Genomic DNA, 26,019 nt, shown 5'->3' with positions numbered 1-26,019 from the left:
CATCCGCCCACGGGCTGAATGTCTGGTGACAAGCCCAAACTGGGGCTTATCGCAGGAATTTCAAGCCTCGGCCTTGGCCTTGGCGACGACGACCATCGCCGGGCGCAACACGCGCTCGGCCAACAGATAGCCCTTCTGCAGGACCGTAACCACAGTGTTCGGCTCCTGCTCCGATTCAACGACGCTGATCGCCTGATGAAGATTGGGATCGAACTTCTCGCCGAGCGGATTGACTTCTTTCAACGCCGATTTCTCGAAAGCGGCGACCAGTTGCTTGAGGGTGACTTCGCTTCCCGCGCGCAGGCTGTCGACACTCTGCGCGTCGGTGGCCAACGCGATTTCGAGGCTGTCCTTGACCGCCAGCAGTTCGCGAGCGAAGCGCTCGATGGCGAACTTGGCAGCCTTGGCGATATCCTCCTGGGCTCGCCGGCGCACATTCTCGGTTTCCGCTTTGGCGCGCAACCAGGCATCGTGATGCTCGGCGGCTTTCAGCTCGGCTTGACGCAAGGCGTCTTCAAGACTCGGCGCGTGGTCTTCCGCAGGCGCGCTTTCGGCAATCACTTCAACAGGCTCCGCGGCTTCGGGCGCCGCGTTGCTCTCGTCAGGCGGTGTGTCGTTTACTTGCATAGATGATGATCTCCCAGAAAACTGCAGGCAGGTTGGGGCGAGTTTTTCGATTTCAAGGGCTTTTTATCTGCTTGAGGAGGTGGAAGGCCACCGCAATTCGCGCATAATTACTCATTCGGCGCCTTGTTTCCCTAGCAGCCTTTCAATTATCTCTAGTCCCCCCAACCGGACTTGGTACGCGCATGACGGAGAAAATCGGCAAATATCAGATCATTCGCACGCTCGGCAAAGGTGCGACAGCGGTCGTCTACCTGGCCCAGGATCCGGACGCGGACCGTCAGGTCGCCATCAAGCTGATCCGCTTTGGCAAGGACAGCGCAGCGATGTCACGGCGCTTGCGCAAGATCTTCCAGACCGAGGACGCGATCGGCCGGCGGCTCAATCACCCCAACATCGTCAAGGTATACGACGCCGTCGTCGAGAAAGACCAAGCCTACCTGGTCATGGAATTCGTTGACGGCGGGGCGCTCGACCGCTTCTGCTCGATCAACCGCCTGCTCCCGATGCACCGCGTCATCGGCATCATTTTCAAATGCTGTCTGGCGCTTGATCACGCTTTCCACCAGGGCGTCGTCCATCGCGACATCAAGCCGGCCAACATTCTGCTCGACGCCGACGACAATCCGCGCATTACCGACTTCGGCCTGGGGCTGAACCTGCACAAGGACACGGGCCAGGACTCGACTTTCGTCATGGGCGTCGGCTCACCCGCCTACATGTCTCCAGAACAGGTCAAGAACTACCCGCTCAATCACAAGACCGACCTCTACTCCTTGGGCGTACTCCTGTTTCAGCTGCTCACCGGGCGGCTACCGTATCGTGCCAACAATCCTGCGACGCTGGTCTACAAGATCGTCAACATGGATGCGCCGTCGGTCTGTGCGCTGAACCCCAACCTGCCGGCTGGCCTCGATGCAATCATCAAGAAGTCTCTCGAAAAAGACCTCTACAGCCGCTACCGCAATGGCGCCGCGTTCGCCAAGGATCTCTCGGCGGTGCGTTACCAGATGCTCGACGAAGACCAGACGCAACAGGATCTGACGCACTTCGAAAGGCTGCGCAAGCTCGACTTCTTCGTTGAATTCGAGGATATCGAGCTTTGGGAAGTGCTGCGCATCAGCAGGTGGCGGGAGATATCGGAGAAAGTCACCCTGATCCGCGAAGGCGACAATCACCGCAAATTTGGCGTCATCATTGACGGCTTCGTCGAAGTATCAACCAACGGGCGTGTCATCTGCCGACTGGGTTCGAGCGACGTGATCGGCGAAATGGCTTTCATGCACCCCACTGACACCCTGCGGCACGCCACGGTGGTCACGCTGGAAGCTACGCTGTTCCTGGAAATCAACAGCGCGGCGCTGGAATTGGCTTCCGACGAACTGCGCGAACGCTTCAACAAAGTTCTCCTGACCAATGTACTCAGCCGCTTGCGCGAAGCCAACAAAGTCCTCGCCAAGCTTGGCCAGACTGCGGTCCAGGGCAGCCTTTCGGCCTCCTCTCTCGGACTGACGCCGCCGCTGCAATTGCTCTAGACCGAGTCTTGGCTCGGCCCGTTGTCGATGTGGCGGAAGAATATTGCGAGGATGTGGCACAGTGCACTGGCGCCCTCGCTCAGGATGACGCTCCCAGAGCCTTGGCACGCAGGGCGCTGAGCTCCAGGCCGGCCGGCTCGGGTGCGAGCCGCGTCGGCCAGCCGCGCAGCTGCGTTTCGGCAATGTCGGCCAGGGCGTGAATCCAGTCGTCGCGGTCATTGAGGCACGGCAGGTAGTGGAACTCCCGGCCACCGCCGCCGAGGAACTCGGCGCGCCCTTCGATGGCAATCTCTTCGAGCGTCTCCAGGCAGTCGGCTGGGAAGCCCGGGCAGATCACATCGACCCGCTGCACGCCCTCTTTGCCGAGCGCCTGCAAAGTCGGCGCGGTATACGGTTGCAACCACTCGGCGCGACCAAAACGCGACTGAAAGCAGATCTGATAGCGCTCCGCAGCAAGACCAAGCGCCTCGGCCAGCAAGCGGCCGCTCTTCTGGCACTCGCAATGGTAGGGATCGCCTTTGTCCAGCGTGTAGCGCGGCAGCCCGTGAAAACTCATGATCAGCCGATAAGAGTCGCCCGGCTGCCCACTGCTCGCCCAATGCTCGCGAACACTGGCCGCGAGCGCCGCAATGTAACCGGGATGGTCGGCAAAACTGCGGACCGAGCGCACTTCCGGCTGGTTGCGAACACTTTGTAACCAGCTGCAAGCGGCATCGATGGCGGTGGCAGTGGTACTCGCCGCATACTGCGGGTAGAGCGGCAGTAGCAGAATCCGCGTACAGCCTGCGGCCTTGAGTCTCGATAGGGTCGCCGCGATCGACGGCTCGCCGTAACGCATTGCGTAGTCGACGACCAGCTGATGCCCGGCCTGACCCAGGAAACCACGCAGCAGCTTCGCCTGCCGCTCGACATACACTTTCAGCGGCGAGCCAGCGGCCGTCCAGATCGACGCGTACTTTTCGGCCGACCGTCGCGGTCGCACTCTGAGAATGATGCCATTCAGGATCAGCCACCAGAGCGGGCGTGGAATCTCGACGACGCGCGCGTCGGAAAGAAATTCCTTGAGGTAGCGTCGCACCGCTGGCGCCGTCGGTTCTTCGGGCGTCCCGAGATTGATCAGCAAAACGGCAGTTTTTGCCGGCGAACCATGAGCGTAGGCCGGCTCGGGGAGATAACGAGGCATCAGGAGTTGGCCTGGTAGGAGAGCGCGGAAGAAAGCAGTTTGGCGGTGATATCGACGATCGGAATGACGCGGTCGTAGGCCATGCGGGTGGGACCGATCACGCCCACCGAACCGACGATCTGACCGTCGACCTCGTAAGGCGCGGTAACCACACTGCATTCATCGAGGGGTGCCAGGCCCGATTCGCCGCCAATGAAGATCTGCACGCCGTCGGCGCGATGCGACAGATCGAGCAACTGCATCAGTGAAGTCCGCTGCTCGAAAAGGTCGAACAACTCGCGCAGCCGCTTCATGTTCGACGAGAACTCCTCGACTTCGAGCAGATTACGCTCGCCGGAGATGATATAGCGCTCGTCCGAGCCCTGCATCGCCTCGTCACCGGCGGCCAGCGCAGCGGCCATCAGCGACTGCAGATCGCCACGCAAGCGCAGCAACTCCTCCTGAACGCGCCGGCGGATATGCTCGAAATCGCCGCCGATGAAATGCTGGTTCAGGTAGTTGGTTGCGGTGACCAGTTCCGACGGGGTATATGAGCGCCCGGGAAAGAGCAGGCGATTCTGCACGTCGCCGTCGGCAGTCACCAGGATCAGCAGAATGCGCTTTTCCGACAGACTGACGAATTCGATCTGGCGAATCCTCGGCACCCGCCGCCTGGGCGTCATGACGATACCCGCAAAGTGACTCAAGCCCGAGAGCAGGCGTGAAGCATTGCTGATCAGCTGCCGCGGCTGCGAAAGCAGGAGTTGCCCCTCGATGGCGTCAATCTTTTCTTTCTCGAGCGGCTCGACGGTGAGCAGGCTATCAACGAAGAAACGGTAGCCACGTGAGGTCGGCACACGTCCAGCCGAGGTATGTGGACTGGCGATCAGACCATTCTCTTCGAGGTCCGCCATGACATTACGCACGGTCGCTGCCGACAGGTCCAGGCCGGAGTACTTTGACAAGGCGCGCGACCCGACCGGCAGCCCGTCCGCGATGTAGCGTTCAATGAGCGTCTTGAGCAGCCTTCTGGCGCGTTCGTCTAGCATGGCTTGGATTCTACAAAAATTCCCCGCTCGCGGGGCGCCGCGGATGAAAGCTGAATTGTGGTCTAATTGACGCCATGAACAATGTCTTTCCTCACGAATCCACCGATTGCGCGAATCTGCCCAAGACCATTGCGCTGATCGGCAAGTATCAAAGTCAGGATATTGCCGAATCGATCCGCATGCTGGCCAGATACCTGCACGAACGCGGCATGACAGTCCTGATCGAGGAGGAAACCGCGCGCAACGTCGTCTCGCAACTTGACCTGCGCAGCTGGACGAGCGGCAGTTTTGCCTGGCTGGGGGCGCATGCCGACATGGCCATCGTGGCCGGCGGCGACGGCACCATGCTCAACGCCGCACGCCAGCTGGCCCGCTACCGGGTTCCCCTGGTCGGGGTCAACCAGGGGCGCCTGGGCTTCATGACCGACATCTCGCGCAACAACATGCTGGCCGCCATGGACGACCTGCTCGACGGCAAATTCGTTCCCGAAACCCGCATGCTCCTCGAAGCCGAGGTGCTGCGTGACGAACGCCCTCTCGGCGCCCCTCACCTGGCGCTCAACGACGTGGTCGTCGACAAGGGAGCCATCGGCCGAATGATCGAAATCGAGCTCTTCGTTGACAGCGAATTCATCTACCACCTGCGCGCCGACGGCCTGATTGTCGCCACCTCCACCGGCTCCACGGCCTACGCGCTATCGGCCAATGGCCCGATCCTGCATCCCCAGGTTTCGGCGATCGCCCTGGTTCCGCTTTGCCCGCATGCGCTGACCAACCGGCCGATCCTCGTTGGCGACCGCAACGAGATCGAGATCCGCATCGTTCATGGCACCGATTCGCGCGTACACTTCGACGGCCAGGTGACAGTCGACCTCAAGAACGGCGATTGCGTACGCATCCGTCGCTCCGAGTATTCGATCTGCCTGCTGCATCCACCCGGCCACAGCTACTTCGCCATGCTCCGTCAGAAGCTGCACTGGAGCGAGCGACCGAAGGAGCACTAGGCAATTCCTGCGACCACCCCATCATGCTACGCCGGCTGACGATTCGCGACTTTGTACTGGTCGATCGCCTGGAACTCGAGTTCCAGGGCGGTTTCGGCACGCTCACCGGAGAAACCGGCGCCGGCAAATCGATTCTTGTCGACGCGCTGGCGTTTGCCCTTGGCGAGCGCGCCGACGCCAGCCTGATACGCGTCGGCAGCGAACGCGCCGAGATTGGCGCGGAGTTTGATCTCGACCAGTCTCCGGCGGCCGCGGCATGGTTGCGAGAACACGATATCGATAGCCAGGACGGGCTGCTGCTGCGCCGCGTGCTCGATGCCACCGGCCGCTCGCGCGCCTATCTGAACGGCTCGCCGGTCACCCAGGCGCAGCTCCGCGAGTTCGCCGAAGGATTGGTCGACATCCACGGTCAGCACGCCCACCAGTCGCTGCTGCGCGGCGACGCCCAACGCGTACTGCTCGATTCGCACGCCCGGCTCGACGCCCTGCTGGCTGAAGTCGCCACCGCCTGGCGGCAATGGCGCGAAGCCAGGAACCGCCTCGAGGCCGCCGCCAACGGCATTGAAGCCTTGGCCGCCGAACGCGAGCAGCTGAGTTGGCAACTGGGCGAACTGGCAGCGCTCGGCTTCTCGAGTGAAGAATGGCGGGCACTGAACGACGAGCACAAGCGCCTGGCACACGCCGCAAGCCTGGGTGAAGGCGCCCAGTTCGCGCTGCAGGTGCTCGCCGAAGGCGATGCCGCGTGTGAAGTGCAAGTCGCCAGCGTCGCCAGTCGGCTCGATGGCCTCGCCGAATACGACCCCGCGCTCTCTGAAGTCGCCGTTCTGCTGCAGTCGGCGCAGGCGGAGCTCAGCGAAGCGATCTCGGCACTTCGCCGCTACGCCAACCGCGTCGAGCTTGATCCGCAGCGCCTGACAGACGTCGAGAGCCGCCTCGAAGCCGTCCTTGATTGTGCGCGAAAATTTCGCTGCACTCCGGACGAGCTGCCGGCCTTGCTGGCGCGGTGGCAGGAGAGATTGGCGGTCCTTGGCGATGCCGCGGACCTCGCCGGGCTGAGCGAACGCGTCGAAGCGGCGGGCAAGCAATACGGTGAACTGGCTCGACGGCTGTCCGCCGGTCGCGCAAGCGCTGCGCTGGCTCTGGGCGGCGAAGTCAGCCAGGTGATGCAGCAACTGGCACTTGGCGGCGGCTGCTTCGACATCGCGCTGCTGCCGATCGAGGGCGGCAGCGCCTCCGGGCTTGAGCAGATCGAGTTTCGCATTGCCGGGCTGGCCGGAAACGAGTCGCGCTCCCTGGCCAAGGTCGCCTCGGGCGGCGAGTTGTCGCGCATCAGCCTGGCCATCCAGGTAGTCACCAGTCAGGCGGCAAGCGTCCCGACACTGATCTTTGACGAGGTGGACGTGGGCATTGGCGGCGGCGTTGCCGAGGTCGTCGGCCGCCTCCTGCGCGAACTGGGTGCCGAACGACAAGTCCTTTGCGTGACGCATCTGCCGCAGGTCGCCGCACGCGCCAACTGGCAGTGGCAAGTCAGCAAGGTCTCCGAGGCCGGTCAGCTACGTAGCCGTGTCAGCACGCTTGGAGCCGAAGCACGTATCGAAGAGATCGCCCGCATGCTGGGCGGCATAGAAATCACGCCGATCACTCGCCAGCACGCCAAGGAAATGCTGCAACTTCCCTGACCAGGAGAGCAAGACCGCGGAGGACCGGGCGCGAGGCGCCCTACGGAACGCTACGGCAGGCCTTGCAGCGCTCACCGCGCCGGGCGCCAAACGCCTGCGCCGGGCCCCCGCGCAAGGGCTTCGCGTCACGGGCTTCACCCTGAACTGCGCGGTTCGGGAAATCTTGCGGGAAACCAGGCTTCCGGGACACCCGGGCGGTGGCGCTCGCCGCCCGGCGAGCAGCCAGCAGCTGGCCACGTTCGTGAAAACCTGGATCACGTCCGGAAGCGGCGCTGCCAGCGGCGCCGGCAAGCCGCGAAGCCAGGCTCAAACAGTCTTCTTGATCTTGCCTCTGGCTGCTTTTTTGAGGATTTTGAATTGTTCGGGGTCTTCCGCCTTCAGATACTCGACGACCTCGAAGTCCTCGCGCTTGAGGCGCTGAATATCGATTTGCTCGACATGCACCAGGCGTAGCAACTCACGCACCGGCTTTGGCATGTTGCGGCCACTCTCGTAGCGCGAACCACCACTTTGCGTCACGCCGATTTTTGACCAGAACTGCTGCTGATTAAGGCCAAGCTTGCGGCGAATTTCGCGAGGATCGACCCTCTCGACGACTTTGACGGTGCTCATAGTTATCCTTTCGTACGATGACTCTACGCGAACCAGCAGGCAACCCGCTTCCTGCCACAGATCGACACCCTCTGACCCAAGTAATACACGGCACACTATAGGCGAATCAAACAGAATTGCAAGTGGCATTTGATTAGAACATTTGACTAATGCCGATCGGTTCATCAGGGCCGGACGCACTTTGCCGCCGTGTCAAGCAATGCTTTAGAATAGCGGTTTTTTTGGACCTCAAATTGGATTGGCAATGGCACTGATAGTTCAGAAGTTCGGTGGTACCTCGGTGGCCTCGACGGATCGAATCAAAAACGTCGCCAAACGCGTCGCCCGCTGGCAGGCGGCGGGGCACGACGTGATCGTCGTTCCGTCGGCCATGGCCGGCGAAACCAACCGCTTGATCGCCCTGGCCAAGGAGATCTCGCCCTCGCCCGACCCGCGCGAACTCGACGTCATCGCCTCGACCGGCGAACAGGTGACCATCGCATTGCTGGCCATGGCCATGCATGCCGAAGGCCTTAAAGCCAGGAGTTTCACCGGCTCGCAAGTCACCGTGCTGACCGATAGCGCCTTTACCAAGGCGCGCATCCTCAAGATCGACGAAACGCGAATTCGCAAAGCCCTGGCCGAGGGCAACGTGGTCGTCGTCGCCGGCTTTCAGGGTGCCGATGAACACGGCAATATCACCACGCTGGGCCGCGGTGGCTCGGACACCTCGGCCGTTGCGTTGGCCGCCGCACTGAAGGCTGACGAGTGCCAGATCTACACCGATGTCGACGGCGTCTACACCACCGACCCGCGCGTCGAGCCGGAAGCACGCAAACTGGACACCATCACTTTCGAGGAAATGCTGGAAATGGCCAGCCTCGGCTCCAAAGTGCTCCAGATCCGCTCGGTCGAGTTCGCTGGCAAGTACAAAGTCAAACTGCGTGTGCTTTCGAGCTTCGAGGACGAAGGCGAGGGCACGCTGATCACTGTTGAGGAAAAAAGTACCATGGAAGAACCCGTCATTTCCGGCATCGCTTTCAATCGTGACGAAGCCAAGCTGACCATGCTCGGCGTTCCCGACCGCCCCGGCATCGCCTACCAGATCCTCGGGCCGATCGCCGACGCCAACATCGATGTCGACATGATCATCCAGAACATTGGCCGTGACGACACCACCGACTTTTCCTTCACCGTCCACCGCAGCGATTACAGCAAGGCCCTCGCCATCCTGGAAACCGTGCGGCAAAAGATCGGCGCCCGCGACCTCAGTGGCGACACCGGCACCTGCAAAGTCTCCGCCGTCGGCGTCGGCATGCGCTCGCACCCCGGAGTCGCCAGCAAGATGTTCGGTGCGCTGGCCAAGGAAGGCATCAACCTGCAAATGATCTCCACATCCGAAATCAAGATCTCGGTCGTCATCGAGGAAAAGTACCTTGAACTTGCCGTGCGCGTCCTGCACAAGGCCTTCGGCCTGGAGAAGCCGCCAAAGTCAAAGTTGGGTTTGACCGGGCGTGACGAAACCGATATCATCACGCCCTCCTAGGAGACGTGGCCGAGAGGTCGAAGGCACTCCCCTGCTAAGGGAGCATGCGGGCATAAACCTGCATCAAGGGTTCGAATCCCTTCGTCTCCGCCAGGAACGTCGCAGCAAAGCTCTGCGACAAAAACGATCACCCCGCCGGACGCCATGTTCTGCGGGGTTTTTCGTTTATACCTGTTGACCTCGTCACCCCACAAATGTCATTTTTTTGGTTCTTACGGGCCGTTTCTCTCGAAACCTCGTGACTTCGCGATTTTAGTGCAGAACTTTTAAGTCGTTGTTTTTGAGTGAGAAACTAACATGGGCTGACGAGTCAGTTTTCGCGCATGCGCTTTGGGTCAGAACAGGTACGCCAACGCGAAATGGGGCTCATCTGGTGCGCTTTTCTAATGGGATAATGGCCACCGGCACAAGAACAACAACTGGCGAATGATGGCCCAGAAACAGACCGTTAGCGTTGAGCAACTGGAGTCCCACCTCTGGGAGTCTGCCAACATCCTGCGCGGCCCGGTGGATGCGGCCGACTTCAAGACCTACATCTTCCCGCTGCTGTTCCTCAAGCGGATCTGCGATGTCTGGGACGAGGAGTACGACGAGATCGTCGCCGACACCGGTGATGCCGAACTGGCCTGGTTCCCCGAGTCTCACCGCTTCCAGATTCCCGACGAATGCCACTGGAACGAAGTGCGCGCCGTCGCCAGCAACGTCGGCAATGCCCTGCAGCGGGCAATGCGCGAGATCGAGAAGGCCAACCCCGATACCCTCTACGGCGTCTTCGGCGACGCTCAGTGGACGAACAAGGAGCGGCTGTCCGATGCTCTGCTCAAAGACCTGATCGAGCACTTCTCCCGGCTTTCCTTCGGCAATCTCGACATCAGCCGCGATGTCGTCGGCGATGCCTACGAATACCTGATCAAGAAGTTCGCCGACGCCACCAACAAGAAGGCCGGCGAGTTCTACACCCCGCGCAGCATTGTCCGCTTGATGATCGAGATGCTCGATCCGCGCGAGGGCGAGACCATCTACGACCCGGCCTGCGGAACCGGCGGCATGCTGCTCGCTGCCGTCCAGCACGTCAAGGACCGGCACGGCGACGTGAAGCGGCTGTGGGGCAAGCTCTTCGGCCAGGAGAAGAACCTCACCACTTCGTCGATCGCGCGCATGAACCTCTTCCTGCACGGCATCGAGGACTTCCAGATCGTGCGCGGCGACACCCTGCGCAACCCGGTCTTCTTCGACGGCGATCGCCTGGCCAACTTCGACTGCGTGCTCGCCAATCCGCCGTTCTCTCTCGAAAAATGGGGCGAAGAACTGTGGATCAATGACCCCTTCGGGCGTAACTTTGCCGGCCTGCCACCGTCGAGCTCGGGCGACTTCGCCTGGGTGCAGCACATGGTCAAGTCGATGGCCGCGGTCACCGGACGCATGGCCGTCGTGCTGCCGCAGGGTGCGCTGTTCCGCAAAGGTGCCGAGGGGGCGATTCGCCAGAAGCTGCTGGAGATGGACTTGATCGAGGCGGTCATCGGCCTGGCGCCCAACCTGTTCTATGGCACCGGTCTCGCCGCGTGCATTCTCGTCCTGCGCCCAGAAGAAGCCCCGTCAACGCCGCCAGAAAGTCTGATTGCCGACGCCTCGCGCCTGTTCCGACGTGGCCGGGCACAGAACTACCTGCAAGCCGAGCACGCCCTGGAGATTCAAGGCTGGTTCGAGACATTCGAAGATGTGCCGGATGCCGTTCGGGTCGTCGGTCTCGATGAGATCAAGGCCGAAGACTGGACACTCAACATCTCGCGCTACGTGCTGCCACCGTTGCAGGACGACATCCCGCCGCTGCCGGAAGCCATCGCGGCGTTCAAGGCGGCACTTGCCCGTTGCCGTCAGGCCGAAGACCGTCTGCCAAGGTCATGGCCGAGGGAGGCTGGCTGCAATGAAGTTCACGAAATACGTCTGCCCCGCCTGCCGGCAGAAGACCGGCATCGATATCCTCTATGGATACCCCAGCTACGAGACATTCGAAATGGCCGAACGCGGTGAAGTGGCGCTCGGCGGCTGCTGCATCGACCTGGAAGGGCCTGAGCGCAAGTGCAGCGCGTGCGCGCACGAGTGGCGGATCATGCGCCGGGAGGTGAAACTTGTCTGAGCGCATCACCCAGCAAGCACTCGAATCCTACCTCTGGGGTGCAGCCGTCCTCCTGCGCGGGCTGATCGACGCCGGCGACTACAAGCAGTTCATCTTCCCGCTGCTCTTCTTCAAGCGCGTCTCGGATATCTGGGACGAGGAATATCAGGCGGCCCTGGGCGATTCCGACGGCGATCTCTCCTATGCCGAGTTCGCCGAGAACCACCGCTTCCAGATCCCGGAGGGCGCGCACTGGAACGATGTCCGCCAGCAGCCGAAGAATTTCGGCCAGGCCATCCAGGCCGCACTTCGCCAACTGGAGGCCGCCCAACCCGGACCTGCTCGCCGGCATCTTCGGCGATTCCCCCTGGACCAACCGCGAGCGCCTGCCCGACGCGACGCTCAAGAACCTGATCGAGCACCTCTCCACCCAGACGCTGTCGGTCGCCAACGTGCCTGAGGACGAACTCGGCAACGCCTACGAGTTCCTGATCAAGAAGTCTGCCGACGACTCGGGCCACACCGCCGCCGAGTTCTACACCAACCGCACCGTCGTCCATCTGATGACGCAACTGCTCGCGCCCACGGCCGGTGAATCGATCTACGACCCGACCTGCGGCACCGGCGGCATGCTCATATCGGCGTTGGTCGAGGTCAAGCGCAGCGGCGGCGAATACCGCACGCTCAAGCTCTACGGGCAGGAGCGCAACCTGATCACCTCGGGCATTGCCCGCATGAACCTCTTCCTGCATGGCGTCGAAGACTTCCAGATCATCCGCGGCGATACGCTCGCCGACCCCAGGCACATCGAGGGCGACGGCCTGCGCAAGTTCGACGAGGCAGATGGCGTCCTGAACCAGGGGCACAACATTATTGCCCTGGTCGACGAAGCGCACCGCACGCAGGAAGGCGACCTCGGGCGCAAGATGCGCGATGCCCTGCCCAATGCCTTCCTCTTCGGTCTGACCGGCACGCCGATCAATCGCGTCGACCGCAACACCTTCTATGCTTTCGGCGCCGATGAGGATGACAAGGGCTACCTCAGTCGCTATGGCTTCGAGGCCTCGATCCGCGACGGAGCGACGCTCAAGCTGCACTTCGAGCCGCGTCTGCTGGAACTGCATATCGATAAGGCCGCCATCGACGCCGCCTTCAAGGAAATGACCGGCGGCCTCTCGGACCTCGACCGCGACAGTCTCGGCAAGACTGCTGCCAAGATGGCCGTGCTCGTCAAAACGCCGGAGCGCATCCGGCGGGTTTGCGAGGACATCGTCCAGCACTTCCAGAGCAAGGTCGAGCCGAACGGGTTTAAGGCCAGATCGTCACCATCGACCGCGAGTCGTGCCTGTTCTACAAGGCCGAACTCGACAGGCTGTTGCCGCCAGAGGCTTCGGCAGTGGTCATGACGGTCAATGCCAACGAGCCCGAGCGCAAGGCCTTCGCGCATAGCCGTGACGAAGAGGAACGGCTGCTCGACCGTTTCCGTGACGCCAGGGACCCGCTGCAACTGCTGATCGTCACGTCGAAACTGCTCACCGGCTTCGATGCACCGATCCTGCAGGCGATGTATCTCGACAAGCCGCTACGCGACCACACCCTGTTGCAGGCAATCTGCCGGGTAAATCGCACCTACTCGGAACAGAAGACCCACGGTCTGATCGTCGATTATCTTGGCATTTTCGACGACGTCGCCAAGGCGCTGGAGTTCGACGACAAGAGCATGGCTGCGGTGGTGTCGAACATGCAGGAACTCAAGGATCGGCTAGCGGAGGCCATGCAGAAGTGTCTGGCCTTCTTTGCCGGCGTGGATCGCACGGTCGAAGGCTACGAAGGCCTGTTCGCTGCGCAGCAATGTCTGCCCAACAACACAGTGCGCGACAACTTCGCCGCCGAATACAGCGTGATCGGCAGGCTATGGGAAGCGATTTCGCCCGACAGTCGCCTGGGCCAATTCGAGAAGGACTACAAGTGGCTGTCGCAGGTCTATCAATCGGTGCAGCCTTCCAGCGGTCACGGCCGGCTGATCTGGCACGCCCTCGGCGCCAAGACCATCGAGCTGATCCACCAGAACGTGCATGTCGATGCCGTGCGCGACGATCTGAACACCCTGGTTCTCGATGCCGACCTGCTGGAAGCGGTGCTGTCCAACCCGAACCCCGAGAAAGCCAAGGAAATCGAGATCAAGGTCGCTCGGCGCCTGCGCAAGCATCTCGGCAACCCGAAATTCAAGGCCCTGTCGGAAAGCCTGGATGCGCTGCGTGTTCGCTTTGAGTCCGGCGTACTGAACAGTGTCGAATTCCTCAAGCAGCTCCTTCAGATCGCCAGGGAAGTGTTGCAGGCGGAAAAGGCGACGCCACCCGAGGAGGACGTCGATCGCGGCAAGGCGGCGCTCAGCGAACTGTTCAACGAGGTCAGGACGGCCAACACGCCGATCGTGGTCGAGCGGGTGGTCGCCGACATCGACGAAATCGTTCGCCTGGTGCGCTTTCCCGGCTGGCAGGACACTCTTTCCGGCGAGCGGGAAATCAAGAAGGCGCTACGCAAGTCGCTCTTCAAGTATAAGCTGCACGCCGACGAGGAACTGTTTGAAAAGGCCTACAATTACATCCGACAGTACTACTGATGGGAGGTGCAGTGGAAATACAACCGCGTCCTGAATGGCTACGCATTTCGAATTGTAGAATCAAGTGAACCAACCGCCTTTAATGAGAACTGAAATGCGGAGTCGAAATCGTGCGATTGTGCAAACGGTGCTTTCAGGATCACCGGCCGCGGCAGTCGCGCGACAGTTCGGCGTATCAAAAAGTCGCTGCTACCAACTCGTGCATTCGGTTTGTAGCCGACTTGATCCAGAGTTGTACGCGTCGCTACAAACACCGGGGAAGCGCCTTGTGCCAATAGCCACTTTATGTGAATTTGCCGAGGCATTTCTTGAGCGTCCGGATGTAGATGATGATTCGCTAACACGAGACAGCCCTATCCATAGGCTGACAAAGCTTTCCACCATCACGCTGCACGCCTTGACCAGTGTGGATATCCAGACGGTTGGCGACTTGATGAGCTGCAATGTCGATTATCTGAAGAAGATACCGCTACTGGGCAAAGAAGGAATTCGACGGATTCAGGAATCCCTCCGGTCTATCAAAGTCGCCTGAATTTTCTCAGGAAATCATTACCTGATGATCAAGCGCAAGCTCATCTACACGGAGATCACGCGCGGCAAGAGGCTGGTGGTGCTGGTCGGACAGAGGAGAGCACTGGCGATGGCGGTGAAGAGAAAACAGGTAAAACCGCGCTGGTCGAAACTGCGACGGCGGCAATTTGTTCTTCGTTCATCTTCTCCCCCTGTGTTCAGTGTTCAGCGCATAACCCAGGCCAGAACTCATGGTACAGCATGACCTGCTCATATCCGGCTTGCCAGTGTGTGCCTGTTTCATGCCGGTCATCGCCGTGAATGGACCAATAGCGCGTCGCCGGTTTCGCTCACCGGTTTCCGGGGTGGTGCGAGATTCCAAGCGCCTGCCAGAGAAAGTCGAACGAAATCGTGCGTCGCTCCTGCTGGGCTGCTTGTCGCTTTTCGCTGGCCTCATACATTCTCAGCAAGCCCTTCACACGCTCCAACCCGGCGGGCGTGTTGATGGCCTGCCGGGGGGTCTTGCCAGCCAGCGCCTTGATCGGCTCGTCAGCCCAGTTGGCGTACATGCCATGGAGCGACGTTTCGATCAGCTCGGCCATCGCTTCCGGTGACAAACCAAGGTCACCATCTGCGGGCTTCGCTTCTTGCCCGGCAGGCATGTTGCGCAGCAGTCCCGCGGGGTCGGACAACTCGCGAGACAGGAATAGAACGGCATCGCCAGCAACGGACTCGAACCAGAGGCGGCTTTCATCTGCGTAGCGCTGCGTCTTGTAGAACACCGTGACCTTGTCGGTACTCGTCTCGACATTGATCGTCGCGACCGAGCGTGTCTGCCCATCTTTGCAGTCGATGAGACGATCCCAACCGGACTCGTCGTCACCTTCAACGTCGCTCCGCGCAGACAAGGCCTGCGCCAAGGCCGCCCAATCGTTGACGCGATAGTGGTCCGTGATCAGTAACATGGGCTCGCCCGAGTAGGCGTCCCTGAAAGCCGGCATGGGCCGCGGAGCGAAGAATTGTGCAAGCCATTGGCGTTGGAGGACGAAGCTCAGGAAACGCGGCAAGTCGCTCGCCTGCCCGTGGAAGTGATCCATGGCCTCGCGCATTCTCACGACAACGGCCGGCCCGGCAAGGTGCGAAAACGGGTAGGCAGCGCCGGACAGCTCGTAGTGATCATCGACTTCCATGATCCGCACGCCGATCTGTATTCCCAGCATCGCGGCTTGGCTCCCCGATTTCTCGCGCACGATGATCGGCAGCGCTTCTGCATCGAGTGAATCGCACAGCGTCAATTGCTGGCCGGGAACCACGTCGGTCACGTCGTAAAGGCGTAAAGGACGCTCAGCCAACTGCGTGATCCAGCGGCGTTGATCGACCGTGAAGAGCGGCCCGCCCTTACCGAGTAGGTATTCCGATACGGGCTTGGGCTCGCCATGGACCAGAATCTCGCCTTCGGCCAAAAGCCATTCTGTGGCGTTGAGCTGAATGCTGGTCCACGTTTCCGGGTCCTGAGCTTTCAGAGCTGCTTCGTCCTCGGGGCTCAATTCATCGAAGAGCATTTCAGCAATTGCAACGCTCACCGCCTTGCGATGCTTGCTCATGAGCCAGTCGATGGCGCGCTCGACTGCTCCGGCATGACCTTTCCGTTCCGGTTCGACGAAGTCTGTGGGACTGTTTGCACAGCACTGCTTGTATTTCTTGCCGCTGCCACATGGACAGGGATCATTCCGACCGATCTTGTAGGTCATGTGCTGGACTCCGCTCTCTCTCGTAGTTCCTTGCCCGCCGTGAAGCGGGGTACCTTTTTCGCTAACGATCATGACATGTCGAGACACCCCTGATGATGAAAGCCATGACCGTCCCCCTCTCACTTGCACTGCGCATGCGCGATCTATCCTTATTCGCTGGGGTTCAGCATACCAGCAAGAAAGACCGCAATGACTGATGGTCGCGCATCACGGGTATACCATCGCAAGGTAAGGCGGGGGCGCCCGGCACGGTGTAGGCGGCAATCTTTTTGTTGCGCTCGGTTGCTACCGGAAACTCCGCTCGGACATCGTCGGAACGGAGAGCATTCGGGGACCAGACCACGAGTACGCGCGTAGATTCCAGGAGCGCCAGACCCACGATAGCCTCATAGCTGTCAGCGCCCCCGGTCCGAAGGCTGTGATAGAAAGGGCCGACGAATATATCGCCGCAGATCCACCAGATCGAATCCTGTCTAGCTACTGCCCTCGACCGTGCCTTCAAGGAAGCGTGGAACTACGCGGTAGCCAATTCGCCACCCGTTTTGCTGTCGGCGCTCGATGGCGGGGTGCTGGAGCGCTGGGCGAACCGTTCGGGCCTGTCCCGCGAGGCACTCTCCAGGATCAACAAGGCCGGCGTTTCCGGGATGATCATCAAGACCCCCAGCGGCGCGCTCACGCCTCTCGCTGCCGGCGGAATCGACGACCGAGTCGGACTCTTGGCCGGAGATTGCCCGCTGATGCGCTCAGGAAACGATGCTGCTCAAACGCAGCATCAGCGTCATCGGATGCGCCGGCGAGACCTGAAATCCGTAGTGCGCGTAGAACTCCCTGGCCTGGTCATGGAGCGCATGCACCAGCAATGCTCTGACCCCGGCGTTCTGCGCAACGATCACCGCCCGCTTGACAGCGTCCTGCAGCAAGGAAGCGCCCAGCTTGATCCCCTGCGCGCGATGATCGACGGCGAGCCGGGCCAGCACCATCACCGGCACGGGGTCCGGCATATTGCGGCGCACTGAACTCGTGGCCATCTGATGCGAGACGGCTCCTGCGGCCATGGCGTAGTAGCCGTAGACGCGTTGCTCCCGATCGGCCACGACAAAACTGCGGCTGGCGCCGCTCAACTGGTTGGCCATGGCCCGCCGCTTCAGCCACTCGTCGAGTACGGCCTCGCCGCACGCAAAGTCATCCAGACGATGAGCGAGCGACAGTGGCTGCGGCGCGCTGAGGTGCAGGTTCATGCCTTGCTGGCGTCTGCTTCCCAGGGCGCCTTGACCGCCATCAGGCGCTCAAGTCCAGGATTGGCGGCCGGCGGCGCGTCGAGCATGGCGGTGAACTGCCGGAACTTGTCGGCGTCGAGACTGAAAAAAACTTGATCGATCACCACCGCCTGCGCCTTGTCGCAGGCGGCTTCGAGCATGAAGTCGGAACGGTTCTTGCCGAGCAACTGAGCGGCGTGATCAATCAGATCCCGCTGCTCGGGAAGCGCTCGCAAGTTGATGGCGGCGTCACGCATGAGTTTCTCCTTTGATGCCTGCACAACAGACACACTTATCCTATGGCGGCGTGTATCTGTTGTCAATACACGGCGAAGCCCGAAACTGATCCTTGAGTGCCTACACCACCACCGCCCGCCAATACGCCAGGGCCGCCGTCACTGGCATGGTTTCCACCGGCAAGTGGGTGCGCTAGGCCTGCCAGCGGCAACTCGACGATCTGGCGCGGTTCACGGGCAAGGACAATCCCTACCGCTTCAACCCAACGCTGACCGACAAGCTGTGCACCTTCATCGAGCGCCTGCCACACGTCAAGGGACCGCTGGCAGGACAGCCGATCCACGTGGACACGTGGCAGGTGTTCATCCTGATCACAGCGCGACAACTCGCTCTTGTGGGTGATCACCACCGCCGGCAGCAACCGTTCGGGGAGCTGCTACGAGATCCGCAGCTTCGTCACCCGCCTGCTCGACGGCGTGCTCGCGGACAACAGCCGGTTTGGCATCGTGTACGGGCTCGATGACGACGACTGGACGCCATCTGGCGCTCAGGGGCAACGCCTACAACCGGATCGTGGCCAACCGCCGCGGCGAGATCCTCGAACTGATGCCGGTCCACCCGGACCGGATCCGCATGGAACTGATGCCGTCCGGTGACTACCGCTATCGGGTGACCGACCGGCTCGGGGTAGAGGCCATACTGCCGCGCGGCGAGATCTGGCATCTGCGTGGTCCGTCTTCCGATGGCCTGATGGGCATGCGCCCGATCGACCTGGCGCGAGAGAGTCTGGGCATGGCGCTGGCCGCGCAGGACTACGGCGCGCGCTTCTTCGCCAACGACGCCAAGCCGACCGGCGGCTGGATCGAGTTTCCGGGGTCGTTCAAGGACAGCGAGGCCAAGAAGGTGTTTCGCGAGTCGTACCAGGCGGCGCAGTCCGGGGCCAACCGCGGCAAGGTACTGGTGCTGGAAAACGGCATGAAGTTCCACGAGGTGGGCGTGACCAACCGGGACGCGCAGTTCCTCGAACTCCGCAAGTTCCATGATCACCGACATCGCGCGGCTGTTTCGGGTGCCGCCGCACATGATTGCGGATCTGGATCGCGCGACCTTCTCGAACATCGAGCAGCAGAGCCTGGAATTCGTCATGCACACGATGACGCCGTGGGCCGAGCGCTGGGAAGCGAGCATCGAGTCTGAGTTGCTGCTCGATGGCGACGAGTTGGAAGTCGAGTTCGACTTCGCGAACCTGATGCGCGGCGATGCCGCCAGCCGATCGTCGTACTACCAGAGCGGAATCCAGAACGGCTGGCTGACGCGCAACGAGGCGCGCATCGCCGAGAACCTCAATCCGCTCGACGGGCTGGATGAGCCGCTGCGGCCGTTGAACATGGTCGAGGAAGGGTTCGGCGGAGGAACTGGAAGGCGATGCCGAGCAGGAGCAGCGGCCCGCGCAGGATGTAACTGGACCGCAAGACGGCGAAGTTGCACAGACCGAATGACGATGGGGATGACACGATGAACCACCACTTGCTGGTTGCTGAATTTCTGGCCACCCCCTGGGCGCTGATGCCTGAACGACTGAATGCGGTCGCGGCAGTGCTGGCGCGCTGGTCGCAGGACATTCCGGCTGGTGAGGACGTCCTGGCATCGATCGCCGCTGACCGCAACGTGCGGGAGGCACGCCGGCAGGCGGCCACTGCGGTGTCCAGTGGCGGGATTGCTGTCCTGCCCTTGTACGGCGTCGTCACCCAGCGCGGCAACATGGTCGACGATGTCTCGGGCCCGGGTAGCGTCAGCACGCAGCAGTTTGCCTCTGCCCTGCGCCAGGCGCTGGCCGATGACTCGGTCAGTCAGATCCTGATCGACATCGACAGTCCGGGTGGCAGCGTCTACGGCGTTTCCGAACTCGCCGACGAGATCGTCAGTGCCCGGGCACAGAAGCCCGTGGTAGCGATCGCCAATAGCCTCGCCGCGAGTGCCGCCTACTGGATTGGCTGCTCGGCGTCCGAGTTCTACGTCACGCCGGGCGGCGAGGTCGGCTCGATCGGCGTCTGGCAGGCGCATTTCGATTACTCGCAGGCGTTTGTCACCAAGGGCGTCACCGACGCTGATCTCGGCCGGCAAATACAAGGTCGAGGGCAATCCGTATGTGCCGCTCGACGAGGAGGCGCAGGGCTTCATGCAGTCGCGCGTGGATGACTACTACGCGTCCTTCACCAAGGCGGTGGCGCGCTGGCGTGGGGTGCCGATTTCCCAGGTGCGCGAGGGGATGGGTCAGGGTCGTGTGCTCGGTGCGGATGCGGCAAAGGCGCAAGGCATGATCGATGGGATGGTCACGTTCGACGATGTCGTCAGGAAGATGCGGCGGGATGCCAGGTTCATTGCCAGACCGCGAGCGTCCCGCCTAGCACAGGCGAGGAATGCCCTTGCGATTCTGTCATAATGACATGCACTCGTCGAAACCCAGGTGGGAGATTTTTCGGCGAAGGGCTAGCCTCTGTCCAAGCGAGCAATGGCCGCTGAGGTTACATCAACATCAACAATGAAGGGCAGTGGCAATGACCTTGCGTTCGTTTGCTTCTCTGCTTGCGCTTTTCGCCACGGCTTGCACAACTGTCGCGCCAAGCCAGGGCTATCGCTCATCTGGCTCCACCGAAGCTCCCTGGGAGATCAGCGGTGAGTTGTTCGATTTCACCAACGTAAAAATTCTGATCAACGGCACGAAGGTGATTGATGAGCGCCTTTCTCTTCTTTCTGGAGATGGAGAGTTCCGTTCGTCATATCGTGGCAAGAGGATCACCGCCAGTTGTTCCACCAACACAGGATTAGTCAGTTCTTCCACAAGGTGCTTCGTGTTCGTGGAGAACGAAAAAGCGGCTACGCTGAGCTTCTAGGATGGTGCTCAACTTCAATTCATATTGCATGAGATGCTGTCCGACGAAAGCACAAGCCCTGTCGAATCAAAGTGCTTCCTCTCTCCTTGTCAATTGCTGAGCGTCTGGATTGCGCGAGCACTCTGTGAAGTGCGCTCTACGTTCAATCGAGATGACGTGCCCCAGCAAGGCGCGGCACTCCTCTCATGTCAAACGCGTTCGCTGCTAGGGAAATCGTGGTGCTGAATGTCGGAGAACAGTTGGTTTCGTCATATTTGAGGTACATCCGCAAATGTGACTTCATTCAAACCAATCTATATACCATCGAGGCTCACGGCGAGATCGACGTCGTGGGCATCAATCTCAAAGATAAGCAAGTCTACATTTGTGAGGTTGCCATTCACCTCACTACAGGGCTTCAATACGTCAAGGATAAACGGCCCAACAACGTACAGAAGCTCACCGACAAATTTTCAAGAGACATCGAGTACGCCAACAAGTATCTGTCGGACTACGACCGCCACTTCATGCTTTGGAGCCCGGTAGTTAAAGACAGTCAGGGCCAAGCGATTTACAACCAGCTTGGGCACCTTGCCGCCATCAAAGCGAGTATCAAATCGTCACACGACGTTGAGCTTGAGTGCGTGGTAAATGATGCTTTCCTTTCGTGCCTTCAAGAGATGCGTAAGTTTGCCAGTACAGCAACCTCAGAGCTTCAGTGTCCTGTGATGCGGCTGTTACAAATCGAGGAATACCTCACTCGGCACGTAGCCAAGGTCGCGGCTAAAGCGGTCCAACCGAACGCTCGCGCCATCGGATCTCGTGCCGGGTAGCCGGTAGCTTAGCCTGGACGTTGAACGCCTGCTTTTCAAGACCATGGAGGTTAGCGAGTGCCCTGGCACGCTACGCCAAAAACAATCGAAGCGCCGCTTGCTTCACGTATTCAGATGGCGCTCGTGAGAACTGCTGATGTGTTTTCCAGCGCCTCTCCCGTGCCCCCCGCCCCGTTCTGAAACGACCCCTTGCCCGTCCCCCACCCCAACCGCCTCCCGGCGTTTTTTTATGCCCATTGAACCCGCCCCGTGCGGGTTCTTGCTTTTGGAGAACCACATGAGCAAGCAACTGCGGGAGCTTCAGGCTCGCAAGACCACCCTGGTCAAAGAAGCCCGCGGCCTCACCGACCTCGCCGCTTCGGAGAACCGCGACCTGACCGACGACGAAGTCACCGCCTTCGACGCCCTGCGCGCCCGCATCGACGCCGCCTCAGCGGCCATCGACCGCGAAGCCGCCCTGATCGCCGACGAAGCACGCATCGGTGTCGACCACGTCATCGGCCCGATCGTCACCGACAACCGCGAAGCGGATCCCCGCCGTGGCTTCGGATCGGTCGGCGAATTGATGCAGGCGGTGTACCAGGCCGACAAACCCGGCCAGTCGATCGACGCCCGGCTACTGCTCGGCGGCATCGGCGCCGCCGCGCCCAGCAATTACGGCAACGAGGCCGTCGGTCAGGACGGCGGCTTTCTCGTTCCGCCGCAGTTCTCGCAGGAGATCTTCAGGCTGTCGCTCGGCGAGGATTCCCTCCTGCCGCTCACCGACAACGTCGAGATCAGCGGCAACAGCATGGCGTTTCCGAAGGACGAGACAACGCCCTGGGGCACCAACGGCATCCGCGCCTACTGGCAAGGAGAGGCATCCTCGGGAATGCCCACCAAGCCGGTGTTGGGTCTGGCCACTCTGCGCCTGAAGAAACTGATGGCCCTGGTCCCGACCACCGACGAGTTGCTCGACGACGCCAACGCGTTGACCAGCTACCTGCCGGAGAAGGTGGCGGTGTCGATTCGCTGGAAAGCCAACGAGTCGATTCTCTTCGGCGCCGGCAACGGCATCCCGCTCGGCTGCATGAACGGCGGTGCCATCGTCACGGTGGCCAAAGAGTCCGGTCAAGCGACGCAAACCCTGCTGACGCAGAACCTCGCCAAGATGATCGCCCGCCTGCCTCCAGGGTCGTTCACCAACGCTGTCTGGATCGTGAACAACGATGTCCTGCCGGCGCTCTTCACCCTGACGCTCGGCAACTACCCGATCTACCTGCCGGTCCGCCAGTCGGTCGGCGGCATCCAGTTCTCGCCCTACGGCACGCTGCTCGGTCGCCCGGTGTTCGTTTCCCAACACGCCAACACCTTCTCGTCACAGGGCGACGTGCTGCTGGTCGACCTCTCGTACTACCAGACCATCACCAAGGCCGGCGGCATGCAGACCGCGACCTCGATGCACCTCTACTTCGACGCGGACCTGACCGCCTTTCGCACGACCTTCCGCATGGACGGCCAATCGAAGATCCAGAACCCGATCGCCCCGGCCAAGGGAGCCAACGCGCTCTCGCCCTACATCCAGCTTGCCGCGCGATAGGCGCGGGCAGGAACCACAGCGGGACCACCGCGCCCCGTGGCTTTCCCTTCCGCTTCCCACAGGAGACATCCATGTACCCCAACATCAAGGGCAGCGAAACGCTGTCGATTCTCGCTACCATCGACCCGGCCAGCCGGGCGGCCGGCACGGTCACCACCGCCTGGGTGTCAGTCGTCAATTTCCATGCGTTTCTGGCGGTGGTCGAGACCGGCGTCCTCGGCGCCGCAGCGACCCTGGACGCCAAGATCCAGCAGGCGCGGGACGCCACCGGTACCGGCGACAACAAGCAGGCGCTAATCAACCTGAGGCCCGAGAACCTCGACAGCAACAACGGCTTCGCGTTCCTGCGTCTGTCGCTGACCGTCGAGGTCGCCGCGAGCATCGTCGCCGGCAAGCTCATCGGGGTGCATCCGCGCTACGCCACGGCGGAGGTCTTCAACCAGGCCGCGGTGGTCCAGGCGATCTGATCCCATGCCGCTGCAACTCATCACTCCAGCCGCAGAGGAACCAGTGTCGCTCGCCGAGGCCAAGCGCCACCTGCGGGTGGAGTCTGCCGACGACGATGCGCTGATTGCTTCGCTGATCTCGGCGGCACGGCAAGCCGCGGAGACGCTCACCGGCCGCCAGTTCGTCACCGCGCGCTGGAAACTGGTGCTCGACAGCTTTCCCGGTCCGAGCCTGATGGGCGTTCCTGCGGGACTGTCGTTCTCGCTGCCGGGGCACGCGATCCTGCTGCTGAAATGCCCGGTCCATGAGCGCTGCAACCTCGGCGCCCGCCAGCGCTGGTGCATCGAAGCGGGCTTCCTAATCGAAAAGCACCAAGGGCTACCACTACGAGCACGCCTTCGCCTTCAACTGGAATGCCATGCAGGACTATCACCTCCTGATGCGCCTGGCGCATGTGTTCAATACCCTGGCACGCTTCAGCCGACAGCTACGCGAGCTCTATCAGCAACTCGGCGTGCGCGGTGCCATCGCCTTCATCCGAAGCTCCTGCGCCGCCCCCTGGCTCGACCCAGCACGCATTCGCGTGCTCCTCGCCGAGCCATTCCTGCTTCAACTTGAGTGACCTCACTCAGGCATCACCGAAACATCCTCTCAAGCGCGGTGTAGCCGCGTCCGGAAAAGCTCGCCTGGCTATCGTACCGAAGCCCAAAAGAAGCCTTTCGACATCCTCCTGACTGACTCCATTTCCCCCGCCCTTCGTCCCCAGCCAACCGCAATCTGACCGCCTCGACCGCAAAAGCGGGCGTAACCGGCAAACGGGCCCGATTCGGCTGGGTCATGCTTCAGGGCTGTGTACCGCCTGGCCGAGTGGACATACTGGGTCTCAGTTCGTATGCTGTAGTGCTTGAGGCGGATGCGATCTCGGAGTTGGTCGAGAAGCCTAGGTTCAGGAGGCGTGTTTTGCGAGTCGTCAGGCGCATTCATGTCTGGCACCCCTATGAAAATCAGTTACTTACATCTACCGGACACGGGTATACACCCGCACACGCCGAGATATACACCGAAATCGGTGTCGACTAAACGTTAGCGCTATGAGCCGAGTCGGTCTTTTCTTCTGTGCAATCTACGCGACAGCGATCTGTATCTGTCTTGCGTTAGCGTTCTCCGCTGGTGGTGACCTCAAAGGGCAGTTTGTCTTTCTCCAACTGCCTATCGCCCTTCAAGGCGGAGCACTGCAATTCCTTGGGCTTGGCTCACTGCTTGCCAATCTATCGTGGGTTGCAGCTTACGCCGTCATCGCCATCCCCACGTTCGGCCTGCTCTACTTCACAGGCTGGTTCTTGCAACGCTTGGCGTCAGATAATGCAAATGAACCGTCCTCTCCCAGCAAATAGCGCTAACCCGGCGGTCGACCCCGCCCCCTCCGGTCGCTGGACGCTGCGCGATAAAGCCGCGCAGCGCCGGTTAGCTCTACGTTGGGCGCCACAGGGATCTCGCCACTTAAGGCTGCGATGAGTTCTTCGATTTATGGAATTTGGTTGGCGTTTGGTGATTATTCGTGGAATACCAAGGAGTTTCCGTTATGATCTACTCTGGACAGTGCTTATGTGGCGCCATTCGCTATCAGCTCTCGGGTGAACCAAAGGCCGTGGCATTGTGCCACTGCAGCGACTGCCGACGAAGCACAGGCGCGCCCATGGTGGCTTGGGCGATGTTTCCCGAAACTGCCTTGACCCTGACGAAAGGGCGGCCAAAGACGATTAACTCCTCAGGTACTGCTATGCGGAGTTTCTGCGCTGACTGCGGAAGCGGGTTGTTCTACCGGAATGCAGGAGTACTCCCTGGACTTGTCGACGTACAGTCCTCAACACTTGACCATCCCGAGGCACTACCACCAACAGTACAAATACAGACGGCCGAACGGCTCGGCTGGATGAAGCATATTAATGAACTTCCTGAGTTCGAAAGATTTCCAGTGTAGGCCGAAGATGACGCCCAACCCGTCGGTCGACCCCGTTCGCTTCGCTCTCTGGACGCTGCGCGATAGAGCCGCGCAGCGCCGGTCACCTTTACTTTGGGCATCGTCGGTTGCCTATCGCAGAGCGTAGAACGATAATCTGCTTTCGCAAATGATTTCGGAGCCAGCCATGAAAGTCTATTCAGCGGTAATCGAACGGTGCCCACAAACAGGCCTGTTCGTAGGTTTCGTTCCCGGTTTTCCCGGTGCTCATTCCCAGGGAGAAACGTTGGATGAAATCAATCACAATCTCCACGACGTGATCACAATGCTTCTGGAAGACGGCGAACCCACTCTTGAATCCGAGTTTGTTGGGGTTCAAAACGTTGCCGTAGCTTGAGCTATGGGCAATGTTCCCGTCCTCAAGCCCACCGAGGTTATTGCCATTCTTCTCCGACTCGGCTTCACGGAAGTGCGCCAACGTGGCTCGCATAAACAATTTCGCAATGCTGCCGGTCGCTGCACCACCGTGCCGTTTCATCAAGATCGAGACATCTCACCGATCTTGCTCCGTCAAATCGCCAAAGACATTGGCCTCGCGCTTGATGAGTTTCTTAAACACAGATAGCCCAACCCGATAGTCCACA

The 26,019-nt window shown here is 60.9% G+C and carries 24 protein-coding genes, 1 tRNA gene and 5 pseudogenes; 22 read left to right on the top strand and 8 right to left on the bottom strand.

The genetic code is table 11. From position 1 onward, the window contains the following. Positions 1-60 precede the first annotated feature (60 nt). Positions 61-627 carry a nucleotide exchange factor GrpE gene (grpE, locus tag V5B40_RS02635; protein ID WP_332353069.1) on the bottom strand — a complete coding sequence of 189 codons (567 nt, stop codon included), beginning with the start codon at positions 625-627 and terminating at the stop codon, positions 61-63. 182 nt (positions 628-809) lie between these two features. Between grpE and V5B40_RS02630 the strand changes: the two genes are divergently transcribed. Next, entirely contained in the window at positions 810-2,159 is a 1,350-nt protein-coding gene (locus tag V5B40_RS02630) for a serine/threonine-protein kinase (RefSeq protein WP_332353068.1), read from the top strand. A 79-nt stretch (positions 2,160-2,238) separates the two neighbouring features. Here the strand turns inward: V5B40_RS02630 and hemH are convergent, their stop codons facing one another. Then, on the bottom strand, positions 2,239-3,342 hold the full coding sequence (hemH, locus tag V5B40_RS02625; RefSeq protein ID WP_332353067.1) for a ferrochelatase: 1,104 nt from the start codon (positions 3,340-3,342) through the stop codon (positions 2,239-2,241). Further along, the gene (gene hrcA / locus V5B40_RS02620; protein WP_332353066.1) at positions 3,342-4,370 is read right to left on the bottom strand and encodes a heat-inducible transcriptional repressor HrcA; all 1,029 of its coding nucleotides are present in this window, start codon (positions 4,368-4,370) and stop codon (positions 3,342-3,344) included. Before hrcA ends, hemH begins: the two co-directional genes overlap by 1 nt. A gap of 74 nt (positions 4,371-4,444) precedes the next feature. Here hrcA and V5B40_RS02615 point away from each other — a divergent pair, with 74 nt between their 5' ends. Continuing rightward, positions 4,445-5,374, top strand: a complete 930-nt coding sequence (locus V5B40_RS02615) for an NAD kinase (protein ID WP_332353065.1) — start codon at positions 4,445-4,447, stop codon at positions 5,372-5,374. A gap of 23 nt (positions 5,375-5,397) precedes the next feature. Next, complete coding sequence (gene recN, locus V5B40_RS02610; RefSeq protein WP_332353064.1) at positions 5,398-7,053, top strand: DNA repair protein RecN; 1,656 nt, start codon at positions 5,398-5,400, stop codon at positions 7,051-7,053. A gap of 306 nt (positions 7,054-7,359) precedes the next feature. On the opposite strand, the gene V5B40_RS02605 is transcribed toward recN, so the two are convergent. Then, on the bottom strand, positions 7,360-7,665 hold the full coding sequence (locus V5B40_RS02605; RefSeq protein ID WP_332353246.1) for a helix-turn-helix domain-containing protein: 306 nt from the start codon (positions 7,663-7,665) through the stop codon (positions 7,360-7,362). A gap of 244 nt (positions 7,666-7,909) precedes the next feature. Between V5B40_RS02605 and V5B40_RS02600 the strand changes: the two genes are divergently transcribed. The 7 genes and pseudogenes from V5B40_RS02600 to V5B40_RS02570 form a co-directional block, all read left to right on the top strand. Beyond that, on the top strand, positions 7,910-9,190 hold the full coding sequence (locus tag V5B40_RS02600) for an aspartate kinase (protein ID WP_332353063.1): 1,281 nt from the start codon (positions 7,910-7,912) through the stop codon (positions 9,188-9,190). Next, a tRNA-Ser gene (locus V5B40_RS02595) sits at positions 9,190-9,283 on the top strand. The genes V5B40_RS02600 and V5B40_RS02595 overlap by 1 nt, the downstream gene beginning before the upstream one ends. A gap of 336 nt (positions 9,284-9,619) precedes the next feature. Further along, positions 9,620-11,118 (top strand): annotated as a pseudogene (locus V5B40_RS02590) (type I restriction-modification system subunit M). Next, on the top strand, positions 11,115-11,327 hold the full coding sequence (locus V5B40_RS02585; RefSeq protein ID WP_332353062.1) for a hypothetical protein: 213 nt from the start codon (positions 11,115-11,117) through the stop codon (positions 11,325-11,327). Before V5B40_RS02590 ends, V5B40_RS02585 begins: the two are co-directional and overlap by 4 nt. Continuing rightward, a pseudogene (locus V5B40_RS02580) lies at positions 11,320-13,926 on the top strand (N-6 DNA methylase); the annotation flags it as partial. The gene V5B40_RS02585 and the pseudogene V5B40_RS02580, both read left to right, overlap by 8 nt. 97 nt (positions 13,927-14,023) lie before the next feature. Further along, positions 14,024-14,461, top strand: coding sequence for a DNA-directed RNA polymerase subunit alpha C-terminal domain-containing protein (locus V5B40_RS02575; protein WP_332353061.1), 438 nt, complete (start codon positions 14,024-14,026; stop codon positions 14,459-14,461). A gap of 15 nt (positions 14,462-14,476) precedes the next feature. Further along, positions 14,477-14,704 (top strand): annotated as a pseudogene (locus V5B40_RS02570) (hypothetical protein); the annotation flags it as partial. A gap of 85 nt (positions 14,705-14,789) precedes the next feature. Here the strand turns inward: V5B40_RS02570 and V5B40_RS02565 are convergent. The 4 genes from V5B40_RS02565 to V5B40_RS02550 form a co-directional block, all read right to left on the bottom strand. Beyond that, positions 14,790-16,262: a YecA family protein gene (locus V5B40_RS02565; protein ID WP_332353059.1), complete on the bottom strand. Its 1,473-nt coding sequence runs from the start codon at positions 16,260-16,262 to the stop codon at positions 14,790-14,792. A gap of 671 nt (positions 16,263-16,933) precedes the next feature. After that, complete coding sequence (locus V5B40_RS02560; protein WP_332353058.1) at positions 16,934-17,428, bottom strand: GNAT family N-acetyltransferase; 495 nt, start codon at positions 17,426-17,428, stop codon at positions 16,934-16,936. Beyond that, positions 17,425-17,703, bottom strand: coding sequence for a DUF1778 domain-containing protein (locus V5B40_RS02555; protein ID WP_332353057.1), 279 nt, complete (start codon positions 17,701-17,703; stop codon positions 17,425-17,427). Before V5B40_RS02555 ends, V5B40_RS02560 begins: the two co-directional genes overlap by 4 nt. Positions 17,704-17,765: 62 nt before the next feature. Then, a complete protein-coding gene (locus V5B40_RS02550; protein ID WP_332353056.1) occupies positions 17,766-18,089 on the bottom strand; it encodes a hypothetical protein in 324 nt (107 codons plus the stop codon). 113 nt (positions 18,090-18,202) lie between these two features. Here V5B40_RS02550 and V5B40_RS02545 point away from each other — a divergent pair, with 113 nt between their 5' ends. From V5B40_RS02545 to V5B40_RS02490, 12 genes and pseudogenes are all read left to right on the top strand, one after another. Beyond that, positions 18,203-18,880, top strand: a complete 678-nt coding sequence (locus tag V5B40_RS02545) for a phage portal protein (RefSeq protein WP_332353055.1) — start codon at positions 18,203-18,205, stop codon at positions 18,878-18,880. Beyond that, on the top strand, positions 18,765-19,202 hold the full coding sequence (locus tag V5B40_RS02540) for a phage portal protein (protein WP_332353054.1): 438 nt from the start codon (positions 18,765-18,767) through the stop codon (positions 19,200-19,202). Before V5B40_RS02545 ends, V5B40_RS02540 begins: the two co-directional genes overlap by 116 nt. Continuing rightward, positions 19,199-20,126: pseudogene (locus V5B40_RS02535) on the top strand (S49 family peptidase). The gene V5B40_RS02540 and the pseudogene V5B40_RS02535 overlap by 4 nt, the downstream one beginning before the upstream one ends. A 109-nt stretch (positions 20,127-20,235) precedes the next feature. Continuing rightward, positions 20,236-20,577 (top strand): hypothetical protein, encoded by a 342-nt coding sequence (locus V5B40_RS02530; protein ID WP_332353053.1) that lies wholly within the window; start codon positions 20,236-20,238, stop codon positions 20,575-20,577. A gap of 185 nt (positions 20,578-20,762) precedes the next feature. Further along, positions 20,763-21,389 (top strand): hypothetical protein, encoded by a 627-nt coding sequence (locus tag V5B40_RS02525; protein WP_332353052.1) that lies wholly within the window; start codon positions 20,763-20,765, stop codon positions 21,387-21,389. 277 nt (positions 21,390-21,666) lie between these two features. Further along, on the top strand, positions 21,667-22,968 hold the full coding sequence (locus V5B40_RS02520) for a phage major capsid protein (RefSeq protein ID WP_332353051.1): 1,302 nt from the start codon (positions 21,667-21,669) through the stop codon (positions 22,966-22,968). 71 nt (positions 22,969-23,039) lie between these two features. Beyond that, entirely contained in the window at positions 23,040-23,435 is a 396-nt protein-coding gene (locus tag V5B40_RS02515; RefSeq protein ID WP_332353050.1) for a hypothetical protein, read from the top strand. A gap of 4 nt (positions 23,436-23,439) precedes the next feature. Further along, positions 23,440-23,628: pseudogene (locus V5B40_RS25105) on the top strand (head-tail connector protein); the annotation flags it as partial. A gap of 205 nt (positions 23,629-23,833) precedes the next feature. Continuing rightward, positions 23,834-24,037 carry a hypothetical protein gene (locus V5B40_RS02510; protein ID WP_332353049.1) on the top strand — a complete coding sequence of 68 codons (204 nt, stop codon included), beginning with the start codon at positions 23,834-23,836 and terminating at the stop codon, positions 24,035-24,037. Positions 24,038-24,997: 960 nt separating this feature from the next. Then, positions 24,998-25,396, top strand: a complete 399-nt coding sequence (locus tag V5B40_RS02500) for a GFA family protein (protein ID WP_332353048.1) — start codon at positions 24,998-25,000, stop codon at positions 25,394-25,396. Between the two features lie 166 nt (positions 25,397-25,562). Continuing rightward, positions 25,563-25,772, top strand: a complete 210-nt coding sequence (locus V5B40_RS02495) for a type II toxin-antitoxin system HicB family antitoxin (protein ID WP_332353047.1) — start codon at positions 25,563-25,565, stop codon at positions 25,770-25,772. Between the two features lie 3 nt (positions 25,773-25,775). Then, positions 25,776-26,000, top strand: coding sequence for a type II toxin-antitoxin system HicA family toxin (locus tag V5B40_RS02490; RefSeq protein ID WP_332353046.1), 225 nt, complete (start codon positions 25,776-25,778; stop codon positions 25,998-26,000). Positions 26,001-26,019: the final 19 nt, after the last annotated feature.

It is taken from the genome of Candidatus Accumulibacter meliphilus (assembly GCF_036625345.1).
GTDB classification, from domain to species: domain Bacteria; phylum Pseudomonadota; class Gammaproteobacteria; order Burkholderiales; family Rhodocyclaceae; genus Accumulibacter; species Accumulibacter meliphilus.
The sequence above is the reverse complement of the archived record's forward strand: the minus strand, read 5'-3'. Positions and strand labels throughout refer to the sequence as shown.

Coding starts and splice junctions, on each gene's coding strand:
- grpE (WP_332353069.1), bottom strand. CDS start 627: ATGCAAGTAAACGACACACCGCCTGACGAGAGCAACGCGGCGCCCGAA.
- V5B40_RS02630 (WP_332353068.1), top strand. CDS start 810: ATGACGGAGAAAATCGGCAAATATCAGATCATTCGCACGCTCGGCAAA.
- hemH (WP_332353067.1), bottom strand. CDS start 3,342: ATGCCTCGTTATCTCCCCGAGCCGGCCTACGCTCATGGTTCGCCGGCA.
- hrcA (WP_332353066.1), bottom strand. CDS start 4,370: ATGCTAGACGAACGCGCCAGAAGGCTGCTCAAGACGCTCATTGAACGC.
- V5B40_RS02615 (WP_332353065.1), top strand. CDS start 4,445: ATGAACAATGTCTTTCCTCACGAATCCACCGATTGCGCGAATCTGCCC.
- recN (WP_332353064.1), top strand. CDS start 5,398: ATGCTACGCCGGCTGACGATTCGCGACTTTGTACTGGTCGATCGCCTG.
- V5B40_RS02605 (WP_332353246.1), bottom strand. CDS start 7,665: ATGAGCACCGTCAAAGTCGTCGAGAGGGTCGATCCTCGCGAAATTCGC.
- V5B40_RS02600 (WP_332353063.1), top strand. CDS start 7,910: ATGGCACTGATAGTTCAGAAGTTCGGTGGTACCTCGGTGGCCTCGACG.
- V5B40_RS02585 (WP_332353062.1), top strand. CDS start 11,115: ATGAAGTTCACGAAATACGTCTGCCCCGCCTGCCGGCAGAAGACCGGC.
- V5B40_RS02575 (WP_332353061.1), top strand. CDS start 14,024: ATGCGGAGTCGAAATCGTGCGATTGTGCAAACGGTGCTTTCAGGATCA.
- V5B40_RS02565 (WP_332353059.1), bottom strand. CDS start 16,262: ATGATCGTTAGCGAAAAAGGTACCCCGCTTCACGGCGGGCAAGGAACT.
- V5B40_RS02560 (WP_332353058.1), bottom strand. CDS start 17,428: ATGAACCTGCACCTCAGCGCGCCGCAGCCACTGTCGCTCGCTCATCGT.
- V5B40_RS02555 (WP_332353057.1), bottom strand. CDS start 17,703: ATGCGTGACGCCGCCATCAACTTGCGAGCGCTTCCCGAGCAGCGGGAT.
- V5B40_RS02545 (WP_332353055.1), top strand. CDS start 18,203: ATGACGACGACTGGACGCCATCTGGCGCTCAGGGGCAACGCCTACAAC.
- V5B40_RS02540 (WP_332353054.1), top strand. CDS start 18,765: ATGATTGCGGATCTGGATCGCGCGACCTTCTCGAACATCGAGCAGCAG.
- V5B40_RS02525 (WP_332353052.1), top strand. CDS start 20,763: ATGTCAAACGCGTTCGCTGCTAGGGAAATCGTGGTGCTGAATGTCGGA.
- V5B40_RS02520 (WP_332353051.1), top strand. CDS start 21,667: ATGAGCAAGCAACTGCGGGAGCTTCAGGCTCGCAAGACCACCCTGGTC.
- V5B40_RS02515 (WP_332353050.1), top strand. CDS start 23,040: ATGTACCCCAACATCAAGGGCAGCGAAACGCTGTCGATTCTCGCTACC.
- V5B40_RS02510 (WP_332353049.1), top strand. CDS start 23,834: ATGCAGGACTATCACCTCCTGATGCGCCTGGCGCATGTGTTCAATACC.
- V5B40_RS02500 (WP_332353048.1), top strand. CDS start 24,998: ATGATCTACTCTGGACAGTGCTTATGTGGCGCCATTCGCTATCAGCTC.
- V5B40_RS02495 (WP_332353047.1), top strand. CDS start 25,563: ATGAAAGTCTATTCAGCGGTAATCGAACGGTGCCCACAAACAGGCCTG.
- V5B40_RS02490 (WP_332353046.1), top strand. CDS start 25,776: ATGGGCAATGTTCCCGTCCTCAAGCCCACCGAGGTTATTGCCATTCTT.